Raw genomic sequence first — 24,141 nt, 5'->3', positions numbered from 1 at the left:
CACCAGTATCGCGAATTGAAAGGATTAACCAGCATATACAAGGATCTACTATCCGAGAACGTCAAAGATTTCTCTTTGGCCCCTGTGGATTGTTAGTTTCATATGAGGTATCTGAGGTATCTCCCGCCAGGGGGGCCTATCGTCTCCCACAATCGCTTTAGCCTGCATAGTCGTGCATTGAGTCTGTAAGACCATTAAACAAAGAAACACATTGAGATTACGAAGGATAATTGAATCAGGAGAGTCAGTGAGAAGTAAGTCGTGGAGCGGGCGAAGGGAATCGAACCCTCGTATAGAGCTTGGGAAGCTCTCGTTCTACCATTGAACTACGCCCGCATTGGAGTGCGTAAGGGATTATAAACCTTACGCTCTTCTTGGCAAGGGACTAACTGACTGACTGGCGATTAATTCACCGTCAGCATTTTGGCTTACTGCCCTGCGGTGGCAAATAACGCAGCGGATCGATAGCCGTCGCCCGATAGCGGATCTGGAAATGCAGCCGCACCGTGGTCGCATCCGAGCTGCCCATCGTCGCGATCTTCTGCCCGGCTTTCACGTTTTGACCGTTGTTCACCAACATGGTGTCATTATGCGCATACGCAGTGATGTAGTCCTCACTGTGCTTAATCATAATGAGATTACCGTAGCCCCGTAGCTGATTACCGACATAAACCACCTTCCCGGCTCCGGCGGCATAAATCGGCGTACCACGCGCAGCTGAGATATCAATGCCTTTATTGCCGCCGTCCGCGGTTGAATAAGGCAGAATCACTTTACCGCTGGCAGGCCACTGCCAGCAGCGCTGTCCTACCGGTGGCCAGGAGGATTGCGGTACGGACGAAGATGGTCTGACCGCCGCCGTTTTGGTTGAGGATTTCGTCGTTGTTTTGCCAGAGCCTGAACTGGTTTTCGCGCCGCCGCTGACCTTCAGCTTTTGCCCCACTTCAATGGTATAGGGCGGTGAAATATTATTCAGGCGTGCAAGCTCTTTTACGCTGGTCCCGGTGGCGCGCGAAATACGGTATAGCGTATCTCCCCGCTTCACGGTATACACGGAGCCGGAATAACTTCCTGTATCAGACGACTTGCTCCCGGAACAGCCTGCTAACAGCAGACCGACACACAGCAGCATCGCGATACTCAGGCCATTTTTCTTCAGGCGTCCTGCACTCAAAACAATACCTCGCAACATTTTCAGACGCTTTATCATAGCAGCCAGAAACCGGATGCCAAATCATATCGCGCAACGAAGCGTCGACTCTGGCATTTCACACCCTCTGTTAATCATTCTGACTTAATAGAGCATATAATGTGAATGCTTAAGATTGATGGTGGACGCTATGCGACAGGAACATGTCATTTTATTGAATGAGCAGGGCCAGCCCTGTGGAACACTGGAAAAATATGCGGCGCATACCGCCACAACCCCCCTGCACTCTGCTTTCTCATGCTGGATATTTAACGAGCAGGGTCAACTGCTGGTCACCCGCCGTTCGCTGCACAAAAAAGCCTGGCCAGGCGTCTGGACCAACTCTGTCTGCGGTCACCCGCAGTTGGGTGAAACCACCGAAGCCGCTATTAACCGCCGGGCTTGCTTCGAGCTGGGTGCAGACATCGACTCGCTCAGCCCCATGTATACTGATTTTCGTTATTGCGCCACGGATCCGAGTGGAATAGTGGAAAACGAAGTATGCCCGGTTTATGCCGCACATATCGTCAGTGAGCTACAGCTAAACCCAGATGAAGTGATGGATTCCCAGTGGAGCAATCTTGAGGATGTATTGAGCGGGATTGACGCGACGCCGTGGGCTTTTAGCCCGTGGATGGTAATGCAGGTTTCTGACGTTAAGGCGCGAGAGTTACTGCGCAAGTTTGCCAACGGGAATTGATTGCCTGACGGGGCTACGCCCATCAAGCCTACATAACGCATCGTAGGCCTGATAAGGCATCAGCCGCCATCCGGCATTTCACATCTTACTTAACCGGGCGCATTGCCGGGAACAGGATTACGTCGCGGATAGTATGGCTGTTTGTGAACAGCATAACCATACGGTCGATACCAATGCCCAGGCCCGCAGTCGGCGGCAGACCATGTTCCAGAGCGGTAACATAGTCTTCGTCGTAGAACATCGCTTCGTCGTCACCTGCATCTTTGGCGTTAACCTGATCCTGGAAACGCTGCGCCTGATCTTCTGCATCGTTCAGCTCGCTGAAGCCGTTACCGATTTCACGTCCGCCAATGAAGAATTCGAAGCGATCGGTGATTTCCGGATTTTCATCATTACGACGCGCCAGCGGAGAAACTTCTGCCGGGTACTCGGTAATGAAGGTCGGTTGAATCAGGTGCGCTTCTGCAACTTCTTCAAAGATCTCGGTCACGATACGACCCAGACCCCAGCTCTTCTCAACTTTGATGCCGATAGATTCCGCAATCGCTTTTGCAGAATCGAAGTTATCCAGATCGGCCATGTTGGTTTCCGGACGGTATTTCTGAATCGCTTCGCGCATCGTCAGTTTTTCGAACGGCTTACCAAAGTCAAAGACTTCTTCGCCGTAAGGCACTTCAGTCGTTCCCAGAACGTTCTGCGCCAGCGTACGGAACAGCGATTCGGTCAGTTCGATCAGATCTTTGTAGTCCGCATAAGCCATGTAGAGTTCCATCATGGTGAACTCTGGATTATGGCGAACAGAGATGCCTTCGTTACGGAAGTTACGGTTAATTTCGAATACGCGTTCGAAGCCGCCAACCACCAGGCGCTTGAGGTACAGTTCCGGCGCGATACGCAGGTACATGTCCAGATCCAGCGCGTTATGATGGGTGATAAACGGACGCGCTGCCGCCCCGCCAGGGATCACCTGCATCATCGGGGTTTCAACTTCCATAAAGCCACGACCAACCATGAACTGGCGGATACCAGCCATAATCTGTGAACGCACTTTAAAGGTATTGCGGGATTCATCGTTAGAGATGAGGTCCAGGTAGCGTTGACGATAGCGCGCTTCCTGATCCTGCAGACCGTGGAATTTATCAGGCAATGGGCGCAACGCTTTCGTCAGCAGACGCAGCTCGGTACAGTGGATAGACAGCTCACCGGTCTTGGTCTTGAACAACTTACCTTTCGCGCCGAGGATATCGCCCAGATCCCATTTTTTGAACTGCTCGTTGTAGACGCCTTCCGGCAGATCGTCGCGAGCAACGTACAGCTGAATACGGCCGCCAACATCCTGCAGCGTAACGAATGATGCTTTACCCATAATACGGCGGGTCATCATACGGCCAGCAACGGAAACCTCAATGTTCAGCGCTTCCAGCTCTTCGTTTTCTTTCGCGTCGAAGTCAGCATGCAGTTGGTCTGAGGTATGATCGCGACGGAAATCGTTCGGGAAGGGGATCCCCTGCTCGCGCAGGCTCGCCAGCTTCTCACGGCGCGTTTTCAGTTCATTGTTAAGGTCGGCTACCGCGTCAGCGCCCTGTACGTGTTGTTCAGACATGTTGGTTCCTCATAACCCTGCTTTCAAACTTGCTTCGATAAATTGATCCAGGCTGCCATCCAGCACCGCCTGCGTGTTGCGGGTTTCAACCCCGGTACGCAGATCTTTGATGCGGGAGTCATCAAGGACATAAGAACGAATCTGGCTACCCCAGCCGATATCTGATTTAGTATCTTCCATCGCCTGTTTCTCGGCATTCTTCTTCTGCATTTCCAGTTCATAAAGCTTCGCTTTCATCTGCTTCATGGCCTGGTCTTTGTTCTTGTGCTGGGAACGGTCATTCTGACACTGCGTCACAATCCCGGTCGGGATGTGGGTGATACGCACCGCAGATTCGGTACGGTTAACGTGCTGACCGCCCGCACCAGAAGCGCGGTAAACGTCAATACGCAGGTCCGCCGGGTTGATATCGATATCAATATCATCGTCAACTTCCGGGTAGACAAACGCAGAGCTGAACGACGTATGGCGACGACCGCCGGAGTCGAACGGGCTTTTACGCACCAGGCGGTGTACACCGGTTTCGGTACGCAGCCAACCGTAAGCATATTCGCCAGCAATTCTGATGGTCACGGATTTAATACCCGCCACTTCACCTTCAGATTCTTCAATAATTTCAGTCTTAAAGCCGCGCGCTTCGGCCCAACGCAGGTACATACGCATCAGCATGCTTGCCCAGTCCTGTGCTTCCGTACCGCCTGAGCCAGCCTGAATATCGAGATAGCAATCTGCGCTATCATATTCACCGGAGAACATACGACGGAATTCCAGCTGGGCCAGCTTATCTTCCAGCGTATCAAGTTCTGCTACGGCTTCGTTAAAGGTTTCTTCGTCGTCGGCTTCTACAGCCAATTCCAGCAGGCCGGAGACATCTTCCAGGCCCTGGCTCATCTGATCGAGCGTATCGACGATGGCCTCAAGGGAGGAACGCTCTTTACCCAGCGCCTGCGCGCGTTCGGGTTCGTTCCATACGTCCGGCTGTTCCAGCTCGGCGTTTACTTCTTCCAGACGCTCTTTCTTGGCATCATAGTCAAAGATACCCCCTAAGAACGTTAGAGCGCTCCGTGAGGTCCTGAATGCGGTTATTTACCGGATTAATTTCAAACATTGTCTGATTTCTTTTATTGGACTAGTCAAAATGCGGTTATAAGAGCGGGATTGTAACTAATCCACACCCTTTTTTATAGCGAATATACACATCATCCTTCAAGCTGCCTCTTTGTTGGCTGCGCGATTTCGCCCCAGTCACGTACTGCTCGTACGCTTATGGAGACTCATCCACTTGCCGCCTCGATGCAGCTTGAATGATTTTGTGTAAAGTGACGCTAAAGTGGCCAGATATTATCGATTATAATCTGCAGGCTGCGGTTGCCGCGAAACTCATTAATATCCAGTTTGTAGGCAAGCTGAACTTCGCGAACACCGTTATCCGGCCAGCAGGTGGTATCAACGTTAAACGCAATACCGTCCAGCAACGGTCCACCACCGACGGGCTCCACCATCACCTTCAGATGACGCTCACCAACCAGACGCTGCTGGAGCAGACGGAAATGCCCGTCAAACAGCGGTTCCGGGAACATTTGTCCCCACGGTCCGGCATCACGCAGCATTTGCGCGACCTCCATGGTCATCTCCGCCGCGCTCAGAGCACCGTCTGACACCACTTCGCCCTGCAGTAAGGCGGGGTCCAGCCACTCGGTTACCAGTTCGCCGAAACGCTGCTGGAAACGCTCAAACTGCGCCTCTTCCAGCGACAAACCCGCCGCCATAGCGTGACCGCCAAACTTGAGGATCATACCGGGATGAAGAGTGTCCAGGCGCTCCAGCGCATCGCGCATGTGCAGCCCCTGAATCGAGCGCCCGGAGCCTTTCAGCGTACCGTCACCGGCCGGGGCAAACGCAATTACCGGACGGTGAAAGCGCTCTTTAATACGCGATGCCAGAATCCCCACCACTCCTTGATGCCACTCGGGATGGTACATCGCCAGACCGCCCGGTAGCGTATCACTACTGCGCTCCAGCTTTTCACACAGAGTCAGCGCTTCCGCCTGCATACCCTGCTCGATCTCTTTACGCGTCTGGTTGAGTGCATCCAGCTCATTGGCCAGCACACGTGCTTCACCAATGTTGTCGCACAGCAACAGCGCCACGCCAACGGACATATCGTCCAGACGCCCCGCTGCATTCAGCCGTGGCCCGAGGGCAAAACCTAAATCACTGGCAGCCAATTTGAGTGGGTCGCGATTGGAAATCTCCAGCAGCGCTTTTATACCAGGGCGGCACTTTCCGGCACGAATACGGCTTAAGCCTTGCCACGTCAGAATGCGGTTATTGGCATCCAGCGGGACCACGTCGGCCACCGTGCCAAGCGCAACCAGATCGAGCAAATCCGCCAGGTTCGGCGGCGCAATTCCTCGTTCATCAAACCAGCCTTTGTCACGCAGGAAGGTGCGCAGCGCCAGCATCAGATAGAAGGCCACGCCAACGCCAGCCAGCGATTTAGACGGGAATTCACAATCGTGCAGGTTAGGATTGATGATCGCTTCAGCGCCCGGCAGCGTGTCCCCAGGCAGATGGTGATCGGTCACAACGACCGGGATCCCCAGCGTTCTGGCATGTTCAACACCCGCGTGTGACGAGATGCCGTTGTCGACGGTGACAATCAACTGAGCGCCCCGGGCATGGGCCTGATCAACGACTTCCGGGCTTAAGCCATAACCGTCTTCAAAACGATTAGGCACCAGGTAGTCCACGTTACTGCAGCCCAACGCGCGCATCGCCAGAATGCTGAGCGCGGTGCTGGTCGCGCCATCGGCGTCAAAATCGCCGACCACGATGATTCGGGTTCCTTCGCGAAAAGCGTTATAGAGGATTTCAACCGCTTTTTCGACACCGTTCAAATGCTGCCACGGCAGCATGCCTTTCACACTACGCTCAAGCTCCTGCGCGCTGCGCACGCCGCGGCTGGCGTATAAACGGCGCAGCAATGGCGGCAAGTCGGCAGGTAGCTCGGCGGTCTCGTCGGCTTCACGCCGACGAAGTTGTATCTGTTGTTTCACGCGAATTATTTACCGCTGGTTTGTTTTGCATGTGCGTCGAGGAATTCTTTCATCTCTTTCGGGCCCTGATAGCCAGGCACTACATAGCCATTGCTCAGCACAATCGCCGGCGTACCGCTGACGCCAAACTGTACGCCCAGCGCGTAGTGGTTAGCGATGTCCACATTACAGGTCGCAGGCTTCACATCTTTGCCAGCCATGGCGTCGTCAAAGGCTTTGTTTTTGTCCTTCGCACACCAGATAGATTTCATATCCTGCTCGGCCTGGCTTTCCAGTCCCTGACGAGGGAAGGCCAGATAGCGTACGGTAATCCCTAACGCATTGTAGTCTTTCATCTCTTCATGCAGCTTGTGGCAGTAGCCACAGGTGATGTCGGTGAAAACGGTAATGACGTGTTTTTCCTGCGGCGCTTTGTAGACGATCATCTCGTTTTCCAGCGCGTTCAAATGCTTCATCAGCAGTTGGTTGGTGACGTTTACCGGGCTTGCACCGCTCACGTCATACATCGGTCCCTGAATAATATGTTTACCGTCTTCGGTAACGTACAACACGCCGCTATTGGTCAGTACAGTTTTCATGCCCGCAACCGGAGCAGACTGAATCTCGGTACTCTGAACACCCAGCTTCGCTAATGACTGGCGAATCGCCGCATCGTCTGCATGTACCATGCCGGAAAACGCCGTCGCCAGCAGGGTGAACATCATAAAACGTTTTTTCATAACCTATCCTTTCCTGTCAGCACTCACGCTCGCGGGTGATGCTGTTGATGTAGTTGCCGCAAGCGCTCCGTTGCGACATGAGTATAAATCTGCGTTGTCGAGAGGTCGCTATGCCCCAGTAGCATCTGCACCACGCGCAGATCAGCGCCATGGTTGAGCAGATGCGTGGCAAACGCATGCCGCAGGACGTGCGGGGACAGCTTTTCGCTGTCGATTCCAGCCAACACAGCATAGTGTTTGATACGATGCCAGAAGGTTTGACGAGTCATCTGTTGCGCCCGCTGGCTGGGAAACAGCACATCTATTGATACACCGTTGAGCAACCACGGACGCCCATGCTCCAGGTACGTTTCCAGCCAGTACACCGCCTCCTCACCTAACGGGACAAGGCGCTCTTTATTACCTTTACCGATCACCCGAACCACGCCCTGACGCAGGCTGACGTCACTCATCGTCAGCCCCACCAGTTCAGACACGCGCAGGCCTGTGGCATACAATACTTCCAGCATGGCTTTGTCGCGAAGTTCCAGCGGTTGTTCTATCAGCGGCGCCTGCAGAAGTCGTTCGACCTGTGCTTCGCTGAGATCTTTGGGCAGACGCTGCGGAAGTTTAGGTGATGCAAGCGAGGCGCTGGGGTCATCTTCGCGATATTTTTCACGGTACAGATGCTGAAAAAAACGCCGCATTGCACTGAGCAAGCGTGCGGAACTGGTGGCTTTATATCCCCCATCCATCCGCTCAGCCAGCAATGCTTGCAGGTCATCACTCTGCGCGGTCGCAAGCGAGGCGCCGCGGTGATGTAGCCATTCAACAAGCATGGTCAGATCGCGACGATACGCACTTAGCGTGTTTTCCGCCAGATTTCGTTCCAGCCACAGGGCATCAAGAAACTGCTCGATGCGCGCCAGATCCTGTTCCACTCGCGCCCCTTATTTCACTCTCATTTTTGATGCATTATGCCTCATTGTGCCGAGAATGCGGCGATTCTGTTACACTACCCGCAACGCTACAGCAGAATTGAGATGTTTACGTCATGAACATGGGTCTTTTTTACGGTTCCAGCACCTGCTATACCGAAATGGCAGCAGAAAAAATCCGCGATATCCTGGGTCCCGAACTGGTGACACTGCACAACCTCAAAGATGATTCCCCGACCTTAATGGAGCAGTATGACGTGCTCATTTTGGGTATCCCGACCTGGGATTTCGGTGAAATCCAAGAGGACTGGGAAGCGGTCTGGGAGCAACTGGACGACCTCAACCTGGAAGGCAAAATTGTTGCGCTTTACGGTATGGGCGATCAGTTGGGATACGGTGAATGGTTCCTGGACGCGCTGGGTATGCTGCACGATAAACTGGTCACCAAAGGCGTAAAATTTGTTGGTTACTGGCCAACCGAAGGGTATGAATTTACCAGCGATAAGCCCGTCATTGCCGATGGACAGCTGTTTGTTGGCCTGGCGCTGGATGAAACAAACCAGTACGATCTCAGCGATGAACGCATTCAGGCCTGGTGCGAGCAAATCCTTGGTGAAATGGCCGAACACTGGTCCTGATAACCATTTTGCCGGATGTAGGCGTAAACGCCATATCCGGCCTACATGCCGCACCGAACCGTAGACTTTAACGCTGCACGACATCAGGCATTCATCAGCATTATCCCTGCTTCGCCTGTTGCAGTATTAACCGCCGCAAATCCCGCCACTCCGCGTCATCCATACTGTCTGCCGCCAGCCACAAATGCTGACGTTTTCCGGCATCGGAACGTAAACGCAACATCATGCCTGTTTTGACCATCCAGGGTGCGCTAGCAATAGTCCACTCTTGCCCTTGCCAGCGCAGACGACCGTCCATCAACAGCCGAATCTCGCCCTGACAGGCATTGATTCGGCGCTGGCTACGGACGCTATCGAACACCACCAGAGAGAGCAGAACCAGCCATAATGGGGTGTAGCTCAATGGCCAGGGCATCAATAAAATAAATACCGCGACCAGCCCATGAATGAGCAACGAAAGCCATTGCGCGCGCCATGAAACGCGTAAATCAGATTGCCACTGGACCACGTTCCCGATTCCGTGTCTGGATAAGTCGCACCATCTGCTCTAGCTGAGCATCAGCCGGTTTCCCATGATTCATCAACCAGTTAAATAAGTCTGGATCATCACATTCTAGCAGACGGATAAAGATACGTTTTTCTTCATCACTTAAGCTGTCATATTCATGTTCGAAAAACGGCATGATCGAGATGTCCAGCTCACGCATACCGCGACGGCATGCCCAATGAATACGTGCTTTGTTGTTAATATCCATGTTCTTCTTCCTGTCTCGCGAAAACGAAGTATCCCGCTATTGTAACGTGTTTTTCCCTCATATTTACGGGAATATCAGCAAACGGAAGCGTGCTCGCTAAATAAAACCACATTAAGTCAAAGGATTCAGCATTTTTGGATGTCTCCTCGCAAAGCTTAATATATGGCACAAATAGCCTGTTTAAACCGCTTGCAATGGGCCATAGCTCTTTTACCATTAGTCATTATCACTGCGTTAAGCAAATCAGGACATTAATTATGGCTTTTATATCTTTTCCTCCTCGCCAGCCTTTCGCGTCAACGCGCTTGCCTCTGACGCTAATGACGCTCGATGAATGGGCGCTCGCCACCATCACCGGTGTCGACAGTGAGAAGTATATTCAGGGTCAGGTCACAGCGGATGTCAGCCAGATGACCGAGCATCAGCACGTGTTGGCAGCACATTGTGACGCCAAAGGTAAAATGTGGAGCAACCTGCGTCTGTTCCGCCAGGGTGACGGTTTTGCATGGCTTGAGCGCCGTAGTCTGCGCGATGCGCAGCTCACCGAACTGAAAAAATATGCGGTCTTCTCGAAGGTGGCGATTGCCCCGGACGACGAGCGCGTACTGCTGGGCGTCGCGGGATTCCAGGCGCGCGCAGCGCTGGCCAATCTCTTTAGCGAATTACCAAACAGCGATAAGCAGGTCATTACTGAAGGTTCTTCCACCATATTGTGGTTCGAACATCCCGCTGAGCGTTTCCTGCTGATCGTTGATGTTGCAACGGCGGAAACCCTGGTCGAGAAGCTGCGCGGTGAAGCGGAGTTAAATAACAGCCAACAGTGGCTGGCGCTGGATATCGAAGCAGGTATTCCGGTGATTGATACTGCCAACAGCGCACAGTTTATTCCGCAAGCCACCAATCTGCAGGCTCTGGGCGGGATCAGCTTTAAAAAAGGCTGCTATACCGGTCAGGAAATGGTTGCTCGCGCAAAATTCCGCGGAGCTAACAAACGTGCCATGTGGACGCTGGCAGGTGCGGCCAGTCGTGTACCGGAAGCAGGTGAAGACCTGGAGCTGAAAATGGGCGAGAACTGGCGTCGTACCGGCACCGTACTCGCCGCGGTGCAACTGGCGGATGGACAGGTACTGGTGCAGGTTGTGATGAATAACGACATGGAAGCCGACAGCGTGTTCCGCGTTCGTGACGACGCGAAAACGCTGCATATCGTACCGCTGCCGTATTCGCTGGAAGAGTAAATCGCCGGGTGGTGACTTTATCTTACCGGGTCGCGCGTTTTAAAGACCCGGTAAGCACAGCACCGCTGGGTAATGATAATTACGCCTGCCCCACGTACAGGTAGATCGCCAGGAAATGGCAAACGCTGCCACCCAGCACAAAGCCGTGCCAGATCGCATGGTTGTATGGAATGCGCTTACAGACGTAGAAAATAACGCCCAGCGAATACACCACACCACCAACTGCCAGCAACGTCACACCACCCACCGCCAGCTTAACCGCCAGTTGATACACCACAATCAGCGATAGCCAGCCCATCGCCAGGTAGGTTACCAGCGACAGGACCTTAAACCGGTGCGCAATGGTCAGTTTGAATAAAATACCGAGCAGCGCCAGGCTCCAGATAACAATCATCAGTCCACGTGCCAGCGGCGAATCCAGCCCCACCAGCAGAAATGGCGTGTAGGTCCCGGCAATCAGCAGATAAATCGCGCAGTGGTCGAACTTTTTCAGCCAGACTTTCGCTCTTTGATGGGGGATCGCGTGATATAAAGTTGAGGCGAGGAACAGCAGGATCATGCTGCCGCCATACAGGCTATAGCTGGTTATCGCCATGGCGCTGGCGTTGGTATCCACTGCCTGAACCAGCAACAATACCAGTCCGACAATCCCAAACACCAGCCCGATACCGTGACTGATGCTATTGGCTATTTCCTCTGCCAGCGAATATCCCTGCGCAATTAATGGCTTCTGAACCATATTTTACTCCCGAGAAACGAACACTATCGTGATTGCTCCTCTAGCGTAACTGAGAATGGTTCCAGTGAACACCTGTTAGCTAAAATATTTGCCAACTAAATAACAATCCATAAAAATCATGATGTTATATTTTAATATTCAGCTAACATGCGTACCTTTAGAATCAAAGGCATTTAAAATCAATCACATAAAATTGTGTTTGATCCGGGTAAATCTCGGCAATCACGTGTTTAAGTTCTTCTAGCGTCATGTTTTCCTGGCGAGCATGTTTCTCCGTCAGCGTATCCAGCGTGACGGTTGAGGTGCCAACAACCTCAATCGTGCAGAAGTACCCCTCATCTTCGAAGCGCCCAACCCGTAGAATGTCACCGGCTTTGAAGTGTGATTCGGACTCGTCACGAATCGTAATGGTTTTACGTCCGGCCAGAATGTCATCCTGGAAACGCTGAAAAAAAGTGATGTCATTTGGCTGCATGTTATTATTCCCTGTAGATGAAGTCTGATGAGTGAGTTTTGCCATTGTGAGTATGTTCTCCCACGCTGCCATCGCCAGTCTCAACAATCTTGAGATGCTGGTCTACAACTATGTCATCAAAAACCGTGACAAAGTCATGTACATGACCATTCGCGAACTGGCTGATGCCGTGGGCGTTTCCACCACCACCGTACTGCGCTTTTGCCGCAAGCTTAAGTGTGAAGGTTACTCAGAATTTCGCGTACGCTTCAAATTATATTTAGAGCAGAATGAACCGCAACAGGCTAATTTCGGTGCCAGCGAAATTATCAGCTTCTTTAAAGGCGTCAATAACGACGAGTTCGACAAACTACTCGATCAGGCTGTTGATATTATATTATCTTCCGAGCGTATTATATTCGTCGGAGCGGGAACATCCGGAGCTCTGGCAAAATATGGCGCTCGTTTTTTCTCAAACGTCGGAAAATTCAGTAACCACATCGATGACCCTTATTTCCCGGTAACTAATGATATGGCCAGAAACGCGCTGGCGATCGTGCTTTCCGTTTCTGGAGAAACCGAAGAGATCCTACGCTTTGCCAGCCAGTTCAGTCTGCATAACTGTAAGGTTCTGTCGGTCACCAGCCATGAACATTCGCGCCTCGCGAAACTTGCCGACTTTAATCTCTCCTGGCACGTTCCACAGACACGCATTGCCGGGGTATACGATATAACCACGCAGATCCCCGTTATTTATATTCTGGAATCACTCGGTCGCAAGCTGGCGAAAAGAATAGCGTAAAAAAACAATATGTTTTTTTGATGTAACAAATCACATTAACGCTATTTTGTTATATCGTGACATTTATCTTTCCTTTGTTAGACTCAAAATCAGATTGTATTAATTTGAGACTGAGCGCAGATGAAAAAACTTACCTTACCAAACGATTTTTTATGGGGCGGCGCGGTTGCGGCGCATCAGGTTGAAGGCGGCTGGAATAAAGGTGGCAAAGGGCCCAGCATTTGCGACGTACTGACCGGGGGGGCACACGGCGTTCCGCGAGAAATCACTCAGGACGTCGTGCCAGGTAAGTACTACCCCAACCACGAAGCCGTCGATTTTTACGGTCATTACAAAGAAGACATTAAGCTGTTTGCCGAGATGGGCTTCAAATGCTTCCGTACGTCAATTGCCTGGACCCGTATCTTCCCCAAAGGGGACGAAACCCAGCCAAACGAAGAAGGGCTAAAATTCTACGACGACATGTTTGATGAACTGCTGAAGTACAATATCGAACCAGTCATCACCCTTTCCCACTTCGAAATGCCGCTACACCTGGTTCAACAGTACGGTAGCTGGACCAATCGCAAAGTCGTTGATTTCTTTGTCCGTTTTGCTGAAGTGGTCTTTGAGCGCTACAAGCACAAGGTCAAATACTGGATGACCTTCAACGAAATCAACAACCAGCGTAACTGGCGTGCACCGCTGTTTGGCTATTGCTGCTCCGGCGTGGTGTATACCGAGCATGAAAACCCGGAAGAGACTATGTACCAGGTGCTGCACCACCAGTTCGTGGCCAGCGCTCTGGCGGTGAAAGCCGCACGTCGCATCAACCCTGAAATGAAAGTCGGCTGCATGCTGGCAATGGTCCCGCTATACCCGTACTCCTGTAAGCCTGAAGATGTGATGTTCGCGCAGGAATCGATGCGTGAACGCTATGTATTCACCGACGTTCAACTGCGCGGCTACTATCCATCTTATGTACTGAACGAGTGGGAGCGCCGCGAATTCAATATTCGAATGGAAGCTGGCGATGAACAAATCCTGCGTGAAGGTACCTGCGACTATCTCGGGTTTAGTTACTACATGACCAACGCGGTAAAAGCGGAAGGCGGTAGCGGCGATGCCATTTCCGGTTTTGAGGGCAGCGTGCCGAACCCGCACGTCAAAGCATCCGACTGGGGCTGGCAGATTGATCCGGTCGGCCTGCGTTACGCCTTATGCGAACTGTACGAGCGTTATCAGAAGCCATTGTTTATCGTTGAAAACGGATTTGGCGCTTACGACAAAGTGGAAGAAGACGGCAGCATCCACGATGACTACCGCATCGACTATCTGCGCGCCCACGTCGAAGAGATGATGAAAGCGGTAACGTATGACGGCGTAGATCTGATGGGCTACACGCCGTGGGGCTGCATCGACTGCGTCTCGTTCACCACCGGCCAGTACAGCAAACGCTACGGTTTTATCTACGTGAACAAACACGACGACGGCACCGGCGATATGTCGCGCTCGCGTAAGAAAAGTTTTGAGTGGTATAAAGCGGTGATTGCCAGCAACGGCGAGAATCTGTAATTTTTTGCCGGATGGCGCTGCGCTTATCCGGTTTACGGGAACTGAACCTGTAGACCAGAGCAGACATTTACGCCGCCATCCGGCAAGCAACGTATTACTTCCCGCCGGCCAGCTCCAAAAAACTGCCCGTGACGTAAGACGCCTTCTCACTCAGCAGCCAGGTAATCGCCTGCGCGACCTCTTCCGGTTGTCCGCCGCGCTGCATAGGCAACATGGATTTCACGCGATCGACCCTTCCCGGCTCACCGCCTGACGCATGCATTTCCGTGTAGATAAGACCGGGTCGCACGCAGTTCACGCGTATCCCCTGCGCCGCAACCTCCAACGCGAGGCCGGTGGTAAGCGTGTCCACCGCACCTTTTGAGGCTGCATAATCAACATATTCGAACGGGGCGCCAAGCCGTGACGCCGCCGAAGAGACATTCACAATCGCCCCGCCCTGACCGCCGTGCTTAAACGACATGCGCTTTACCGCTTCCCGACAACACAGAAAATAGCCGGTAACATTAGTCGCCAGGACGCGATTAATACGCTCAGCGGTTAGGCTTTCCACCGTGCTCTGTTCAAACAAAATCCCGGCATTGTTCACCAGAGCAGTCAGCGGCTCGCCCTCGCGGTCAATGGACTCAAACATCGCCCCGACCTGGCTTTCATCGCTGATATCTGCCCGCAGAGCAAACGCCTTTCCTCCCGCAGCGGCGATATTGTTCACCACCTCCGTTGCCGCACGAATATTGTGATGAAAGTTAACGGCGACCGTGTAACCCTCTAGCGCTAACTGCAGCGCGGTTGCCCGGCCAATACCGCGACTGCCCCCCGTAACCAGTGCTATAGCCATCACTATTCTCCCCAAAAATAAAGGCGCCGAAGCGCCTTTAAAAGATAGCTGAATCAGTCGATTACTGATAATCGCTCAGCGGCACGCAGGAGCAGAACAGGTTACGGTCACCGTAAACGTCATCAAGGCGTTTCACGGTCGGCCAGTATTTGTTCGCTACGCCCGCCGGGAAGACGGCGATTTCGCGGCTGTAACCGTGATTCCACTCCGCGACCAGCTCATTTTGCGTGTGCGGGGAGTTAACCAGCGGGTTATCTGTAAGCGACCATTCACCGGCTTTCACGCGATCGATCTCAGCGCGAATTGCCAGCATCGCATTGATAAAGCGATCCAGTTCCACTTTGCTTTCCGATTCAGTCGGTTCCACCATCAGCGTACCCGCTACCGGGAACGACATGGTCGGCGCATGGAAACCGTAATCGATCAGACGCTTGGCAATATCCAGTTCGCTGATGCCGGTCTCTTCTTTCAGTGGGCGAATGTCGAGAATACATTCATGTGCCACGCGACCATCGCGACCGGTATACAGCACCGGATAGGCATCTTTCAGACGGCTGGCAATGTAGTTAGCGTTAAGGATCGCCACCTGGCTTGCCTGCTTCAGACCTTCTGCGCCCATCATACGGATGTACATCCAGCTGATCGGCAGAATGGATGCGCTACCGAACGGTGCCGCAGAAACCGCGCCCTGACGGGTGAGCATCCCTTCAATCTGTACTACGCTATGACCCGGCACGAACGGCGCCAGATGCGATTTAACACCGATTGGTCCCATACCTGGGCCACCGCCGCCGTGCGGAATGCAGAATGTTTTATGCAGGTTAAGGTGTGAGACATCGGCACCGATAAAGCCCGGTGTGGTGATCCCAACCTGAGCATTCATGTTCGCGCCATCAAGATAAACCTGGCCGCCAAACTGGTGCACAACGTCGCACACTTCACGGATCGTTTCTTCATACACGCCATGAGTAGAGGGATAGGTCACCATGATACAGGAGAGGTTTTCACCCGCCTGCGCCGCTTTTTCACGCAGATCGCCAAGATCGATGTTGCCGTTCTTATCACAGGCGACAACCACTACCTGCATACCCGCCATCTGTGCGGAGGCCGGGTTGGTACCGTGGGCAGAGGCCGGGATCAGACAGATATCGCGATGGCCTTCGTTACGGCTTTCATGATAATGGCGAATCGCCAGCAGACCCGCATACTCGCCCTGCGCGCCGGAGTTCGGCTGCATGCAGACTGCGTCATAACCGGTCAGTTTTACCAGCCATTCGGAAAGCTGGCCGATCATCTGGTGATAACCTTCTGCCTGCTCTGGCGGGCAGAACGGATGCAGTTCAGCGAATTCCGGCCAAGTGATAGGGATCATCTCGGCGGCAGCGTTCAGCTTCATGGTGCAAGACCCCAGCGGGATCATTGCCTGGTTCAGGGCCAGATCTTTGCGCTCCAGCGAGTGCATGTAACGCATCATCTCGGTTTCGCTGTGATAGCGATTAAACACCGGATGGCTAAGGATCGCATCATCACGCAGCATGCTGTCCTGAATGGAACGGCTGTCGAGCGCCACGTCTTTGTCCAGCGTTTCGATGTTCAGACCGTGGCTGTCTCCCAGCAGAACATTGAACAACTGCACCACGTTTTCACGGGTGGTGGTTTCATCAAGCGTAATACCTACCGCGTTATGGATATCGCTACGCAGGTTGATTTCTGCCGCTTCAGCACGCGCCAGTACCGCAGCCTTATCGGCCACTTCAACACACAAAGTGTCAAAGTAGTGCGCATGACGCAGCTTCAATCCTTTCTGTTGCAGACCGGCTGCCAGAATATCGGTCAAACGATGGATGCGATTAGCGATGCGTTTCAGGCCAACCGGGCCATGATAAACGGCATACAGGCTGGCGATGTTGGCCAGCAGAACCTGCGAGGTACAAATGTTGGAGTTCGCTTTCTCGCGGCGGATATGCTGTTCGCGAGTCTGCATCGCCATGCGCAGGGCGGTATTACCCGCTGCATCTTTGGAGACGCCGATAATACGGCCTGGCATGGAGCGTTTGAATTCGTCTTTAGCGGCAAAGAATGCCGCGTGCGGGCCGCCGTAGCCCATCGGTACGCCGAAGCGTTGCGCAGAGCCGAAAACGATATCCGCGCCCTGTTTGCCCGGTGCAGTCAGCAGTACCAGCGCCATAAAGTCGGCAGCGACGCTGACCACTATTTTACGGGATTTCAGCTCAGCCATAAGGGCGCTGTAGTCGTGCACTTCACCGGTGGTGCCAACCTGCTGCAACAGCACGCCGAACACATCCTGATGATCCAATGCTTTTGCCGCGTCATCAACAATGACGTCAAAACCAAAAGTTTGCGCACGAGTACGCACTACGTCCAGCGTTTGCGGATGAACATCAGCCGCCACAAAGAAACGGTTGGCGTTTTTCAGTTTGCTGACGCGTTTGGCCATCGCCATGGCTTCAGCTGCAGCAGTAGCTTCATCCAGAAGAGAAGCGGAAGCCATGTCCAGGCCGGTCAGATCCAGCGTCACCTGCTGGAAGTTCAGCAGTGCTTCCAGACGGCCCTGGGAGACTTCCGGTTGATACGGGGTGTAGGCGGTGTACCAACCCGGGTTTTCCAGCATGTTACGCAGGATAACCGGTGGCAGCTGCACGGCGGTGTAGCCCATGCCAATGTAGGACGTGAAGCGCTTGTTACGCCCGGCGATGGCTTTTAATTCAGCCAGCGCAGCGTATTCGGTCGCCGCCTCGCCCACCTGTGGCGGGGTTGCGAGCTGAATGTCTTTCGGCACAATCTGGCCGATCAGCGCGTTTAACGACTCGGCGCCAACCGCATTCAGCATCTCTTGCTGCTGCGCGGCGTCCGGTCCGATGTGGCGTTCAATGAAAGCGCCGCTATTTTCAAGCTGGCTTAACGTCTGTGTCATGGGCGATGGTTCCTGAAACGTGCAGTGAATCGTAGGTGTCTCTACTTACCTGAATACGCAAAAAATTCGCGTTGCAGGAAGGCGGCGACGCAGCACATCCCCAGGAACTTACATCAGTAAGTAACTGAGGTGTGCAAGAAAGCCAACACACCTGCAACGTGAAGAATGAAGCGTATTTATTCGTCTTCTAACAAAGCTTCATATGCAGTCGCATCCAGCAGCGATTCAATTTCGCTTTCATCGCTGGCTTTGATTTTGAAGATCCAGCCCCCTGCATACGGCTCGCTGTTGACCAGTTCCGGGGAGTCGCTGAGCGCGTCGTTAACCGCAACAATCTCACCGCCTACTGGCGCATAAATATCGGATGCCGCTTTTACGGATTCCGCAACGGCGCAGTCATCGCCCGCGCTGACGGTTGCGCCAACTTCGGGCAGGTCAACGAAAACCATGTCACCTAACAGCTCCTGAGCATGTTCGGTGATCCCAACGGTGTAAGAGCCGTCAGCTTCTTTGCGCAGCCATTCGTGTTCTTTGCTGTATTTCAGTTCTGCAGGTACGTTGCTCATCAATCAATCTCCAAAAAAGGATGAATTACGCGACGGCTTTGCCGTTACGCACAAAAACAGGTTTAGTCACTTTTACCGGCATTTCGCGGTTACGGATCTGTACGATCGCATTCTCACCAATACCCGCAGGGACACGCGCCAGCGCGATGCTGTAACCCAGGGTTGGGGAGAATGTCCCGCTGGTGATAATGCCTTCCTGCTGATTGCCGGAAGCATCGGTGAAACGCACCGGCAGTTCATTACGCAGTACGCCTTTCTCGGTCATCACCAGTCCGACCAACTGTTCGTGGCCTTTTTCACGCTGCATTTCCAGCGCTTCCCGACCGATAAAGTCGCGGTCAGTCGGTTCCCACGCGATGGTCCAGCCCATGTTGGCCGCAAGCGGGGAAATGGCTTCGTCCATCTCCTGACCGTACAGGTTCATGCCGGCCTCCAGACGCAGCGTGTCGCGCGCGCCAAGACCGCAAGGTTTGACACCTGCTTGTACCAGCGCACGCCAGAAGTCTGCCGCCTTTTCACTCGGCATGGCAATTTCATAGCCTGCTTCGCCGGTATAACCGGTGGTTGCGATAAACAAATCACCCGCCTGAACGCCGAAGAACGGCTTCATGCCTTCTACCGCCTGGCGCTGCTCGTCAGTAAACAATGTGGCTGCTTTTTCCTGCGCGTTTGGGCCCTGCACCGCAATCAGCGACAGATCATCTCGAACGGTGATGTCGATGGCGTAAGGTTCAGCGTGTTGGGTAATCCAGGAGAGGTCTTTTTCGCGGGTGGCGGAGTTTACAACGAGGCGGAAGAAATCTTCAGTGAAGTAGTAGACAATCAGGTCATCTATCACGCCGCCCGAAGCGTTGAGCATACCGGAGTAGAGGGCTTTACCCGTCTTCGTTAGCTTCGCGACGTCGTTTGCCAGCAGATAACGCAAGAACTCCCGGGTGCGGCTACCGCGCAGGTCGACGATGGTCATATGTGACACATCAAACATTCCGGCATCGGTGCGAACAGCATGGTGTTCATCAAGCTGAGAACCGTAATGCAGTGGCATCATCCAGCCATGGAAATCTACCATGCGCGCGCCACATAGCGTGTGTTGTTCGTACAAAGGAGTCTGTTGAGCCATCTTTTCCTCGTTGAATAAGCGGGGCTACCAACTCTTTCGCGGTGAAATTTTCGCCACGAAACCCAGCACCGCAGCCGCTCCAGGGGCCACGACGCAAACGTTCTCTTTGTCCTGAACTTACCACCGAAACAGACGCTAAACCATAAGGCAAAATTAACCATCACATTAGCTTATGGCCAAAAACAGCAAAATCACCGGCAGAACAAAACCCCACCCATACGGCAAATAATCAGAATAAAAAATAAATACAAGCTGGAATTAACAGCACCAACCAACATTAAATGTGGAAAAATTGTCAAAAATGGCGTTATGAAAAAAACGTAATATTAAAAAAACTAATGCGAAAAAAGGCGTGGAATTAGATTATTTCAAATGAGAGAAGCACCCCGGCGCGCAGGCCGGGAGTGGAAAGTGTGACGGGTCTCAAACTCTTAAGATTGTCCTTACGGACGCTAGCGTAACCACTCAGGAAGATCGTTCAGTCCCATCGCCTGGCGGATGAGCTGTGGTTTTACGCCTGGCAGGGTATCGGCCAGTTTCAGACCAATATCACGCAGCAGTTTTTTCGCCGGATTCTCGCCTGCAAACAGTTCACGAAAGCCCTGCATACCGGCCAGCATCATCGCTGCGCTGTGCTTACGGCTGCGCTCGTAGCGGCGCAAATAGAGATACTGACCAATATCTTTGCCCTGACGCTGTAGCCGCTTCAGCTCATCGATCAGCTCCGCCGCATCCATAAAGCCAAGGTTAACCCCCTGACCCGCCAGCGGGTGGATGGTATGCGCCGCATCCCCCACCAGCGCCAGACGATGAGCAGCGAACTGACGGGCATAGCGTCCCGTCAGCGGAAACGCCTGACGCTCGCTTTCAAGGCTGCACAGCCCCAGGCGATTATCAAAAGCGATATTCAGCGCCTGATTAAACTCGTCAACGCTTGCCTGCTGCATGCGTTCTGCTTCCTGCGGCGAAAGCGACCAGACGATAGAGCACAGGTGCGGGTCACTGAGCGGCAGGAACGCCAGGATCCCCTCACCGTGAAACGCCTGCCGCGCAACCGCGCCGTGAGCTTCCTGCGTACGGATAGTCGCCACCAGCGCATGATGACGGTAATCCCAGAAAGTGAGCGGAATATCCGCTTTGTTGCGCAGCCAGGAGTTAGCGCCATCGGCGCCGACCACCAGGCGAGCTGTCAGCATTGCGCCATCTTTCAGGGACAGAAATGCCTCATTCTCACCCCAGGCTACCTGCTGTAACTCAGCGGGCGCCATCAGCGTAATATCCGCTGAACGCTGCGCTTTTTGCCAGAGTGCGTAATGGATCTCTGAGTTTTCAACGATGTGGCCTAAATGGCTGTAACCCATGCTCTGGTCATCAAACGCAATACGCCCAAAGCTGTCTTTGTCCCAGACTTCCATGCCGTGGTAGCAACAAGCGCGACGGGCAACAATGTCGGACCAGACGCCCAGTCGGCTAAGCAGTTTTTCACTGGCGGCATTAATGGCCGATACGCGAAGCTGAGGAGGTGCATCCGCCGCCAAAGGCTGCGGAACATGTTGTTCTAACACTGCAACGCGCAACCCGCTGCCCTGCAAGCCGCAGGCAACCGCCAGTCCCACCATGCCGCCACCAACAATTGCTACATCAACACTTTGCACTGTTTGCTCCTGAAAATAGGACAATCAAAAACCGTAGGCCGGATAAGGCAAAGCCGCCATCCGGCATTACTTCCGCGACATTGCCTGATGGCGCTGCGCTAATCAGGCCAACTTCTTTAATTCGGCCTACAGGTTATATCTATCGCGCAACCCAACCGAGGGTCCGCTCCGCCAACGCATCGCGCGCAGGCGTGAATAATTCCATCGCCATCAGCCCGACATTACGCCCAACGACCAAAGGGGCCCAGCGATTGGCAAACAAATACACCAAATTGTTGGTCACACCAATCGTCGTTTCGCGATCGCGTTCGCGGCGCTGCTGATAGCGTGCCAGCACCGCATAATCACCGATATCTTCCGCGCAGTTTTGCGCCTGCGTCAACGTCTCAGCCAGGCTCATCACGTCGCGCAGACCAAGGTTGAAACCTTGTCCGGCAATGGGATGCAGCGTCTGTGCTGCGTTCCCCACCAGCACAGTACGATGGGTAATGGCTTTTTGCGCCGAGGTTAATGAAAGCGGATAGGCGTTGCGTTTACCGGCCTGGGTAATACGCCCCAACCGCCAGCCAAACGCAGTTTGCAGTTCGCGGCAAAATTGTTCGTCGGACCAGGCCATAATCTCATCCCGCCGCTCCAGCGGATGGCACCATACCAGCGAGCAGCGACCATCAGACATCGGTAGCATTGCCAGCGGACCATATTGTGTGAAACGTTCAAACGCTCGCCCGTCATGCGCAACGGAGGTCGTGACGTTGGCAATCACCGCCAGTTGTTCATAGGGTTGTTGCTGCCAGTCAACGCCGCAGGCGGTAGCCAGCGCGGAACGCGTGCCATCGGCGGCCACCAACAGGCGACCATTGATCATCTCGCCATTTTCCAGCGTAACCTCAACGCGTTCCTGCGTGCGTGACACGCTGGCTACACGGTCGGGGCAGTGCAGCGTGATGCCCGGCGCTTTACGCAGCAGCGCAAACAAACGCAGCCCGACATCGTGCAGTTCTACCACCTGGCCCAACGCCGGAATACGGTATTCCTGCGCATCCAGCGTCACAAATCCGGCATGGCCGCGATCGCTGACGTGAACCGTTTTGATCGCCGTTGCGCAATCGGCAATCGCCTGCCATACGCCAATTCGCGCCAGCTGTTGGCAGGTCCCTGCCGCCAGCGCGATCGCCCGGGCGTCAAACCCTGGATGGCGGTCAGTTTCAGGTTCGCTCGCTTCTATCAGGTGAACAGGCAGAGTCCCGTGGCTGAGCTGAGAAATGGCCAGCGCCAGCGTCGCACCGACCATACCACCACCAACGATAATCACGCTCATTGCAGTCGCGCCGCAGCCATTAAGGCTTCAATGTCATCCGCTTTCTTCACCACGCTGGCGGTCAGGTTCTCATTGCCGTCCTCGGTGATGAGGATGTCATCTTCAATACGAATGCCGATACCACGATAAGCAGGCGGCACATCGGCGTCCGGTGCGATATACAGCCCCGGTTCGACGGTGAGCACCATTCCTGGCTCGAGAATACGTGAGCGGTCCTGACCATAAACGCCAACGTCGTGCACATCCAGTCCCAGCCAATGGCTAAGACCATGCATAAAGAATGGGCGATGCGCATTTTCGGTAATCAGTTGGTCGATCTCGCCGTGCAAAATGCCAAGCCTCACCAGACCCGTAATCATGATGCGCACCACTTCGCCGGTGACTTCCTGGATGGACGTCCCCGGGCGATACAGGCGCAGGCTGGTCTCTAATGACTCCAGTACGATGTCGTAGATTTCACGCTGAGCAGGGGAAAATTTGCCGTTTACCGGGAAGGTACGCGTAATGTCGCCCGCATAACCTTTGTATTCACACCCGGCGTCAATTAACACCAGATCGCCATCGCGCATTTCACTTTCATTTTCGGTGTAATGGAGAATACAGCCGTTTTCGCCGCTGCCGACAATCGTGTTATAGGATGGGTAACGCGCGCCATGGCGAGTAAACTCGTGGTGAATCTCCCCTTCCAACTGGTATTCAAACATTCCCGGACGGCATTTTTCCATCGCGCGGGTATGCGCCAGCGCACTGATCTCTCCAGCACGGCGCATGACCGCAATTTCTTCTGCTGATTTGAACAAGCGCATTTCATGGACCATTGGACGCCAGTCGATGATCGCGGCGGGTGCGTGCAGATTTTGTCTGGAGCCTTTACGCAGTTTATCCAACGCCGTGCACACAATCTCGTCTGCCCAGGCATATTCGCCCTGCGCGTGGTACACCGCGTCCAGGCCATTGAGCAACAGGTGCAGCTGTTGGTTGATTTCACTGAAGGCCAGCGCCCGGTCAACGCCGAGTTTTGCCGGTGCGGGATCCTGGCCCAGACGGCGGCCAAACCAGATCTCCGCCGTCAGATCGCGAACTCGATTAAACAAAACGCTGTGGTTATGAGTGTCATCACTTTTAATCAGCACCAGCACGGCTTCCGGTTCGTTAAAACCGGTGAAGTACCAGAAATCACTGCTTTGGCGGTACGGGTATTCACTGTCCGCGCTGCGCGTCGCTTCAGGCGCGGCAAAAATCAGCGCGGCGCTGCCGGGCTGCATTTGTGCCAGTAAAGCCTGGCGACGACGCTGGAATTCTTGCTGAGATATCTCGCTCATCACACTCTCCTTTGCGTTTC

Annotated in this window: 22 protein-coding genes and 1 tRNA gene; 5 read left to right on the top strand and 18 right to left on the bottom strand. The window is 53.6% G+C overall.

The window, feature by feature from the left end:
- Nucleotides 1–262: 262 nt before the first annotated feature.
- Together HV352_RS04160 and actS are read right to left on the bottom strand one after the other, a co-directional pair.
- Nucleotides 263–336: transfer RNA gene (locus HV352_RS04160), tRNA-Gly, on the bottom strand.
- Nucleotides 337–415: 79 nt separating this feature from the next.
- The gene (gene actS, locus HV352_RS04155; protein WP_016157411.1) at nucleotides 416–1,174 is read right to left on the bottom strand and encodes an amidase activator ActS; all 759 of its coding nucleotides are present in this window, start codon (nucleotides 1,172–1,174) and stop codon (nucleotides 416–418) included.
- Nucleotides 1,175–1,340: 166 nt separating this feature from the next.
- Between actS and idi the strand changes: the two genes are divergently transcribed.
- A complete protein-coding gene (gene idi / locus HV352_RS04150; RefSeq protein WP_181635218.1) occupies nucleotides 1,341–1,889 on the top strand; it encodes an isopentenyl-diphosphate Delta-isomerase in 549 nt (182 codons plus the stop codon).
- An 85-nt stretch (nucleotides 1,890–1,974) separates the two neighbouring features.
- Here idi and lysS read toward each other — a convergent pair whose 3' ends face one another.
- The 5 genes from lysS to xerD all read right to left on the bottom strand — a co-directional run bounded on the left by lysS (nucleotide 1,975) and on the right by xerD (nucleotide 8,190).
- A complete protein-coding gene (gene lysS / locus HV352_RS04145) occupies nucleotides 1,975–3,492 on the bottom strand; it encodes a lysine--tRNA ligase (protein ID WP_005123357.1) in 1,518 nt (505 codons plus the stop codon).
- Nucleotides 3,493–3,501: 9 nt separating this feature from the next.
- Nucleotides 3,502–4,600 (bottom strand): peptide chain release factor 2 gene (gene prfB / locus HV352_RS04140; RefSeq protein ID WP_100250065.1). Its coding sequence is split into 2 segments (ribosomal slippage): nucleotides 3,502–4,524 and nucleotides 4,526–4,600, totalling 1,098 coding nucleotides; the frame shifts between segments, so codons are not numbered across the junction.
- 217 nt (nucleotides 4,601–4,817) lie between these two features.
- Complete coding sequence (gene recJ, locus HV352_RS04135) at nucleotides 4,818–6,551, bottom strand: single-stranded-DNA-specific exonuclease RecJ (protein ID WP_016157413.1); 1,734 nt, start codon at nucleotides 6,549–6,551, stop codon at nucleotides 4,818–4,820.
- A 5-nt stretch (nucleotides 6,552–6,556) separates the two neighbouring features.
- A complete protein-coding gene (gene dsbC, locus HV352_RS04130; RefSeq protein WP_016154345.1) occupies nucleotides 6,557–7,270 on the bottom strand; it encodes a bifunctional protein-disulfide isomerase/oxidoreductase DsbC in 714 nt (237 codons plus the stop codon).
- 23 nt (nucleotides 7,271–7,293) lie between these two features.
- A complete protein-coding gene (xerD, locus tag HV352_RS04125; protein WP_016154346.1) occupies nucleotides 7,294–8,190 on the bottom strand; it encodes a site-specific tyrosine recombinase XerD in 897 nt (298 codons plus the stop codon).
- A gap of 113 nt (nucleotides 8,191–8,303) precedes the next feature.
- On the opposite strand from xerD, the gene fldB reads away from it, so the two are divergent.
- Entirely contained in the window at nucleotides 8,304–8,825 is a 522-nt protein-coding gene (gene fldB / locus HV352_RS04120; protein WP_016154347.1) for a flavodoxin FldB, read from the top strand.
- Between the two features lie 100 nt (nucleotides 8,826–8,925).
- Here the strand turns inward: fldB and HV352_RS04115 are convergent, their stop codons facing one another.
- Complete coding sequence (locus tag HV352_RS04115) at nucleotides 8,926–9,333, bottom strand: protein YgfX (RefSeq protein ID WP_016154348.1); 408 nt, start codon at nucleotides 9,331–9,333, stop codon at nucleotides 8,926–8,928.
- Nucleotides 9,314–9,580 carry an FAD assembly factor SdhE gene (gene sdhE, locus HV352_RS04110; RefSeq protein WP_016154349.1) on the bottom strand — a complete coding sequence of 89 codons (267 nt, stop codon included), beginning with the start codon at nucleotides 9,578–9,580 and terminating at the stop codon, nucleotides 9,314–9,316. The genes HV352_RS04115 and sdhE overlap by 20 nt, the downstream gene beginning before the upstream one ends.
- Before the next feature lie 257 nt (nucleotides 9,581–9,837).
- Between sdhE and ygfZ the strand changes: the two genes are divergently transcribed.
- Nucleotides 9,838–10,818, top strand: a complete 981-nt coding sequence (gene ygfZ, locus HV352_RS04105; RefSeq protein ID WP_016154350.1) for a tRNA-modifying protein YgfZ — start codon at nucleotides 9,838–9,840, stop codon at nucleotides 10,816–10,818.
- 79 nt (nucleotides 10,819–10,897) lie between these two features.
- Here ygfZ and HV352_RS04100 read toward each other — a convergent pair whose 3' ends face one another.
- Together HV352_RS04100 and yqfB are read right to left on the bottom strand one after the other, a co-directional pair.
- Nucleotides 10,898–11,557 (bottom strand): hemolysin III family protein, encoded by a 660-nt coding sequence (locus tag HV352_RS04100; RefSeq protein ID WP_016154351.1) that lies wholly within the window; start codon nucleotides 11,555–11,557, stop codon nucleotides 10,898–10,900.
- A 163-nt stretch (nucleotides 11,558–11,720) separates the two neighbouring features.
- The gene (yqfB, locus tag HV352_RS04095; protein ID WP_016154352.1) at nucleotides 11,721–12,032 is read right to left on the bottom strand and encodes a N(4)-acetylcytidine aminohydrolase; all 312 of its coding nucleotides are present in this window, start codon (nucleotides 12,030–12,032) and stop codon (nucleotides 11,721–11,723) included.
- 52 nt (nucleotides 12,033–12,084) lie between these two features.
- Here yqfB and HV352_RS04090 point away from each other — a divergent pair, with 52 nt between their 5' ends.
- Nucleotides 12,085–12,813, top strand: coding sequence for a MurR/RpiR family transcriptional regulator (locus HV352_RS04090; protein WP_003838265.1), 729 nt, complete (start codon nucleotides 12,085–12,087; stop codon nucleotides 12,811–12,813).
- A 120-nt stretch (nucleotides 12,814–12,933) separates the two neighbouring features.
- A complete protein-coding gene (gene bglA / locus HV352_RS04085; RefSeq protein ID WP_016154353.1) occupies nucleotides 12,934–14,367 on the top strand; it encodes a 6-phospho-beta-glucosidase BglA in 1,434 nt (477 codons plus the stop codon).
- A 94-nt stretch (nucleotides 14,368–14,461) separates the two neighbouring features.
- On the opposite strand, the gene HV352_RS04080 is transcribed toward bglA, so the two are convergent.
- The 7 genes from HV352_RS04080 to pepP all read right to left on the bottom strand — a co-directional run bounded on the left by HV352_RS04080 (nucleotide 14,462) and on the right by pepP (nucleotide 24,121).
- Nucleotides 14,462–15,205 (bottom strand): SDR family oxidoreductase, encoded by a 744-nt coding sequence (locus HV352_RS04080; protein WP_016154354.1) that lies wholly within the window; start codon nucleotides 15,203–15,205, stop codon nucleotides 14,462–14,464.
- Nucleotides 15,206–15,266: 61 nt separating this feature from the next.
- Nucleotides 15,267–18,140, bottom strand: coding sequence for an aminomethyl-transferring glycine dehydrogenase (gcvP, locus tag HV352_RS04075; RefSeq protein WP_019077632.1), 2,874 nt, complete (start codon nucleotides 18,138–18,140; stop codon nucleotides 15,267–15,269).
- Between the two features lie 176 nt (nucleotides 18,141–18,316).
- A complete protein-coding gene (gene gcvH, locus HV352_RS04070) occupies nucleotides 18,317–18,706 on the bottom strand; it encodes a glycine cleavage system protein GcvH (protein WP_003026965.1) in 390 nt (129 codons plus the stop codon).
- 25 nt (nucleotides 18,707–18,731) lie between these two features.
- Nucleotides 18,732–19,826 carry a glycine cleavage system aminomethyltransferase GcvT gene (gene gcvT, locus HV352_RS04065; protein ID WP_016154356.1) on the bottom strand — a complete coding sequence of 365 codons (1,095 nt, stop codon included), beginning with the start codon at nucleotides 19,824–19,826 and terminating at the stop codon, nucleotides 18,732–18,734.
- A gap of 452 nt (nucleotides 19,827–20,278) precedes the next feature.
- Entirely contained in the window at nucleotides 20,279–21,481 is a 1,203-nt protein-coding gene (ubiI, locus tag HV352_RS04060; protein ID WP_016154357.1) for an FAD-dependent 2-octaprenylphenol hydroxylase, read from the bottom strand.
- Nucleotides 21,482–21,620: 139 nt separating this feature from the next.
- A complete protein-coding gene (gene ubiH / locus HV352_RS04055) occupies nucleotides 21,621–22,799 on the bottom strand; it encodes a 2-octaprenyl-6-methoxyphenyl hydroxylase (RefSeq protein ID WP_016154358.1) in 1,179 nt (392 codons plus the stop codon).
- Nucleotides 22,796–24,121, bottom strand: a complete 1,326-nt coding sequence (gene pepP, locus HV352_RS04050; RefSeq protein WP_137352058.1) for a Xaa-Pro aminopeptidase — start codon at nucleotides 24,119–24,121, stop codon at nucleotides 22,796–22,798. The genes ubiH and pepP overlap by 4 nt, the downstream gene beginning before the upstream one ends.
- Between the last annotated feature and the right edge of the window lie 20 nt (nucleotides 24,122–24,141).

Source organism: Citrobacter sp. RHBSTW-01044 (genome assembly GCF_013781945.1).
GTDB lineage: Bacteria > Pseudomonadota > Gammaproteobacteria > Enterobacterales > Enterobacteriaceae > Citrobacter > Citrobacter braakii.
This window is presented reverse-complemented; position numbering and strand designations above follow the sequence as displayed.

Excerpts from the sequence above, each read along its gene's own strand:
- idi (WP_181635218.1), top strand. The coding sequence starts at position 1,341 with ATGCGACAGGAACATGTCATTTTATTGAATGAGCAGGGCCAGCCCTGT.
- lysS (WP_005123357.1), bottom strand. The coding sequence starts at position 3,492 with ATGTCTGAACAACACGTACAGGGCGCTGACGCGGTAGCCGACCTTAAC.
- dsbC (WP_016154345.1), bottom strand. The coding sequence starts at position 7,270 with ATGAAAAAACGTTTTATGATGTTCACCCTGCTGGCGACGGCGTTTTCC.
- fldB (WP_016154347.1), top strand. The coding sequence starts at position 8,304 with ATGAACATGGGTCTTTTTTACGGTTCCAGCACCTGCTATACCGAAATG.
- sdhE (WP_016154349.1), bottom strand. The coding sequence starts at position 9,580 with ATGGATATTAACAACAAAGCACGTATTCATTGGGCATGCCGTCGCGGT.
- ygfZ (WP_016154350.1), top strand. The coding sequence starts at position 9,838 with ATGGCTTTTATATCTTTTCCTCCTCGCCAGCCTTTCGCGTCAACGCGC.
- HV352_RS04100 (WP_016154351.1), bottom strand. The coding sequence starts at position 11,557 with ATGGTTCAGAAGCCATTAATTGCGCAGGGATATTCGCTGGCAGAGGAA.
- yqfB (WP_016154352.1), bottom strand. The coding sequence starts at position 12,032 with ATGCAGCCAAATGACATCACTTTTTTTCAGCGTTTCCAGGATGACATT.
- HV352_RS04090 (WP_003838265.1), top strand. The coding sequence starts at position 12,085 with ATGTTCTCCCACGCTGCCATCGCCAGTCTCAACAATCTTGAGATGCTG.
- bglA (WP_016154353.1), top strand. The coding sequence starts at position 12,934 with ATGAAAAAACTTACCTTACCAAACGATTTTTTATGGGGCGGCGCGGTT.
- HV352_RS04080 (WP_016154354.1), bottom strand. The coding sequence starts at position 15,205 with ATGGCTATAGCACTGGTTACGGGGGGCAGTCGCGGTATTGGCCGGGCA.
- gcvP (WP_019077632.1), bottom strand. The coding sequence starts at position 18,140 with ATGACACAGACGTTAAGCCAGCTTGAAAATAGCGGCGCTTTCATTGAA.
- gcvH (WP_003026965.1), bottom strand. The coding sequence starts at position 18,706 with ATGAGCAACGTACCTGCAGAACTGAAATACAGCAAAGAACACGAATGG.
- gcvT (WP_016154356.1), bottom strand. The coding sequence starts at position 19,826 with ATGGCTCAACAGACTCCTTTGTACGAACAACACACGCTATGTGGCGCG.
- ubiH (WP_016154358.1), bottom strand. The coding sequence starts at position 22,799 with ATGAGCGTGATTATCGTTGGTGGTGGTATGGTCGGTGCGACGCTGGCG.
- pepP (WP_137352058.1), bottom strand. The coding sequence starts at position 24,121 with ATGAGCGAGATATCTCAGCAAGAATTCCAGCGTCGTCGCCAGGCTTTA.